At 57.9% G+C, this 3,713-nt stretch carries 2 protein-coding genes, 3 tRNA genes and 1 pseudogene; all 6 read left to right on the top strand.

What is annotated here, in order from left to right:
- Positions 1-1,842 (top strand): endopeptidase La (gene lon / locus VZ95_RS17720; RefSeq protein ID WP_156995380.1); only part of this gene is annotated, 1,842 nt, incomplete at its 5' end.
- A 296-nt stretch (positions 1,843-2,138) separates the two neighbouring features.
- A complete protein-coding gene (locus tag VZ95_RS17715) occupies positions 2,139-2,429 on the top strand; it encodes an HU family DNA-binding protein (RefSeq protein WP_332308125.1) in 291 nt (96 codons plus the stop codon).
- Positions 2,430-2,535: 106 nt separating this feature from the next.
- A tRNA-Val gene (locus VZ95_RS17710) sits at positions 2,536-2,610 on the top strand.
- A gap of 202 nt (positions 2,611-2,812) precedes the next feature.
- Positions 2,813-2,889 (top strand) — tRNA-Asp (locus VZ95_RS17705).
- Positions 2,890-2,918: 29 nt separating this feature from the next.
- Positions 2,919-2,995 (top strand) — tRNA-Asp (locus tag VZ95_RS17700).
- 265 nt (positions 2,996-3,260) lie between these two features.
- Positions 3,261-3,627 (top strand): annotated as a pseudogene (locus VZ95_RS17695) (NADH-quinone oxidoreductase subunit A).
- The last annotated feature ends 86 nt before the right edge of the window (positions 3,628-3,713 follow it).

Raw genomic sequence — 3,713 nt, 5'->3', positions numbered from 1 at the left:
CAGATCGAAGAGCCGAGCAAGCTGGCCGATACCATCGCCTCGCATCTGGCGCTGAAGATCCCCGAAAAGCAGCAACTGCTGGAGCTCACGTCGCTCACCGAGCGGTTGGAGCGGATCTACGGCTTCATGGAAGGCGAAATCGGCGTTCTTCAGGTCGAAAAGCGCATCCGTAACCGCGTGAAGCGGCAGATGGAGAAAACCCAGCGCGAATATTACCTGAACGAGCAGCTCAAGGCGATCCAGAAGGAACTGGGCGAGGGCGAGGATGGCCGCGACGAGGCCGCCGAGTTCGAAGAGCGGATCAAGAAGGTGAAGCTCTCGGTCGAAGCGCGCGATAAGGCAATGGCGGAGCTGAAAAAACTCCGCTCCATGTCGCCGATGTCCGCCGAATCGACCGTGGTGCGCAATTACCTCGACTGGATCTTGACGATCCCTTGGAAGCAGCGCTCCCGCGTGAAGCGTGACCTGAAGGAAGCGCAAAAGGTACTGGATACAGACCATTACGGTCTGGATAAGGTCAAGGAACGCATCGTCGAATATCTCGCCGTGCAATTGCGCATCGCCAAGATCAAAGGCCCGATTCTCTGCCTCGTCGGTCCGCCCGGCGTGGGGAAAACCTCGCTTGGTAAGTCCATCGCCAAGGCGACAGGCCGGAACTTCGTGCGCATGGCCTTGGGCGGTGTGCGCGACGAGTCGGAAATTCGCGGTCATCGCCGCACCTACATTGGCTCCATGCCCGGCAAGATCGTGCAGGGGATGAAGAAGGCAAAAACCTCGAACCCGCTGTTCCTTCTCGATGAAGTGGACAAGATGGGCTCGGACTGGCGCGGCGATCCGGCCTCAGCCCTGCTTGAAGTGCTGGACCCCGAACAGAATTCGACCTTCAGCGATCATTACCTGGAAGTCGATTACGATCTGTCGGACGTGATGTTCGTCACCACCGCCAATAGCCTGCGCATGCCGCAACCGCTGCTGGACCGCATGGAGATCATTCGCATTCCTGGCTACACCGAGGATGAGAAGATCGAAATCTGCCGCCGTCACTTGCTTCCGAAAGCCATGAAGGATCATGGGTTGAAGAAGGAAGAATGGTCGGTGTCCGACGAAGCCTTGCGCGATCTCGTGCGTTATTACACGCGCGAAGCTGGGGTGCGCAGCATGGAGCGCGAGCTGTTCAGCCTCGCCCGGAAATCCGTGAAGGAAATCCTGCTCGGCAAAACCAAAGCCCTGCATATCACCCGGCGCAATCTGGAGAAATTTGCGGGCATCAAGCGCTTCCGCTATGGCGAAGCCGAGGGCGAAGATCAGGTCGGTGTTATCACCGGCTTGGCCTGGACCGAAGTGGGCGGCGAGTTGCTGACCATCGAATCGGTCACGCTGCCCGGCAAGGGCAAGGTCATCGCCACGGGTAAGCTGGGCGACGTCATGAAGGAATCGGTGCAAGCCGCTGAGAGCTTCGTGAAATCGCGCGCCGCCGCCTACGGCATCAAGCAAACCGTGCTGGAAAAACGCGATATCCATGTGCACGTCCCGGAAGGGGCGACGCCGAAGGATGGCCCGTCGGCTGGGATTGCGATGGTCACGTCGATCGTCTCGGTGCTCACCGGCATCCCCATCCGCAAGGATGTGGCGATGACGGGCGAAGTGACGCTGCGGGGGCGGGTGCTCCCAATCGGCGGCCTAAAGGAAAAGCTGCTGGCAGCGCTGCGGGGCGGTCTCAAAATCGTCCTGATCCCGCAGGATAATGCGAAAGATCTGGCCGAAATTCCGGATAACGTAAAGAAGGGGTTGGAGATCATCCCCGTCTCGACGGTGGAACAAGTGCTGGCGCGCGCCTCGTAAGCGCTCCCGTACCGCTTCCGGCGGAAGAAGAAGTGTCGGCCACGCCGCCCAAGGCCGATGTACCCGCTGCGGCGGGAATGATCGCCCATTAAACGGTATTGGTAACGCTCCCTGCCATTTGTCACAGAACGCGCCCGCGAAAACACCTCGTTGGGCGCGTTTTTCCCACTTTTCCAGGGGTTTCGCCGATTTCCACCCATTGACGGACCGCAGGAACGCAGTCTAAAGTCCGCCAACGATTTGCCTTAATCCTGGGTCGCTAGGTTGGCGGCTTGGGACAATATCGAACCGTCCTGATGAGGGGGCTCAACGTGAATAAAAACGATCTCGTCGCTTCGGTCGCAGAAGCTACTGGTTTGTCTAAACAAGATTCCGCGAAAGCGATCGACGCCGTGTTCGATGCCATTACGGGTGCCCTGAAAACCGGGGATGAAGTTCGCCTGGTTGGTTTCGGTACCTTTGCCGTGTCCGAACGGGCGGCAAGTGAAGGCCGTAATCCGCGCACCGGGGAAAAGATTCAAATCTCGGCCTCGAAACAGCCGAAGTTTAAGGCTGGTAAGGGGCTGCGCGACGCCGTTAACGAATAGCGCGCGCATTCTGCAAAAATAGTAAGGGCTACCCAATGGGTAGCCCTTGACTATTTAAGGCAGAATTGAGTATTCGACAGCAGACAAAGCGCCGTTAACGCGCGATGGGCGGTTAGCTCAGCGGTAGAGCGTCTCGTTTACACCGAGAGGGTCGGGGGTTCAATCCCCTCACCGCCCACCATTATCTCCCGTTTGGGAGAGAAATTTCAAAGCCCTGGCCTTTAGGCCGGGGTTTTTGTTTTCTGGAGCCCTGAAGCTCTTGGCGCTTTCTTACACCTTGGGAAGCTGTGTTTAAAAAACTTATCCAGGGATGCTGCCTTTTGCGATTTTGAGCGCTTGACACTGCCCGCGCTGGATCGTATCAACCCCTCCACTTGCTGCGTGGGGGTGTAGCTCAGTTGGTTAGAGCGCCGGCCTGTCACGCCGGAGGTCGCGGGTTCGAGCCCCGTCACTCCCGCCATTCATCAAGTCCCGCACATATGTTCCTGTGGGGGTGTAGCTCAGTTGGTTAGAGCGTCGGCCTGTCACGCCGAAGGTCGCGGGTTCGAGCCCCGTCACTCCCGCCATCAAAAAAACCGCTGCCCTTTGGGTGGCGGTTTTTTGTTTTCTGCCAATCCCTTGCTCGATCCTGTGATCCTTGCCGGGAGGGGCCGCTTTTTTGCCGCAATCGCTGCACGAGGGCTTTTCACGGGCGGGAGCGATGCCTATAGTGGCGCCGTCGCCTCCCGCAGTGCGGGCACCCTGAACCTATGGTTTGGATATGCCTTGCGCACAGCACCGAAGGGGGGTATAGCCGCGCCGTTCCCGAGGAACGGAGGGGGTCTTAGTAAAATGAATGCACTGCTCGCCGAATATTTACCGATCATGGTGTTCCTGGGCATCGCCATTGGTATCACGATCGTGATGCTGGTCGCCTCCCGCCTTGTTGCGGCGCAAAACCCGGACCCGGAAAAAAGTCTCCGCCTATGAGTGCGGCTTTGAGGCGTTCGACGATGCGCGCAGCAAGTTCGACGTGCGCTTTTACCTCGTGGCCATTCTCTTCATCATTTTCGATCTGGAAGTGGCTTTCCTGTTTCCCTGGGCTATTTCCCTGAAAGACATTGGTCTTTACGGCTTTTGGTCGATGATGTCCTTCCTCGGCATTCTCACCATTGGCTTCATATACGAATGGAAGAAGGGGGCTCTGGAATGGGAGTGATGGTTCCACAACCTCAGAAAGAGATCGATGTTTTGGCGCCGGGCGCCGATCAGGATCTTCTGCTGGGAAACGTGACCCACGAGCTT

Source organism: Elstera litoralis (assembly GCF_000963705.1).
GTDB classification, from domain to species: Bacteria; Pseudomonadota; Alphaproteobacteria; order Elsterales; family Elsteraceae; genus Elstera; species Elstera litoralis.
The sequence above is the reverse complement of the archived record's forward strand: the minus strand, read 5'-3'. Positions and strand labels throughout refer to the sequence as shown.

What these genes read in the sequence shown, in the direction of transcription:
- VZ95_RS17715 (WP_332308125.1), top strand. Translation starts at nt 2,139, where the DNA reads ATGAGGGGGCTCAACGTGAATAAAAACGATCTCGTCGCTTCGGTCGCA.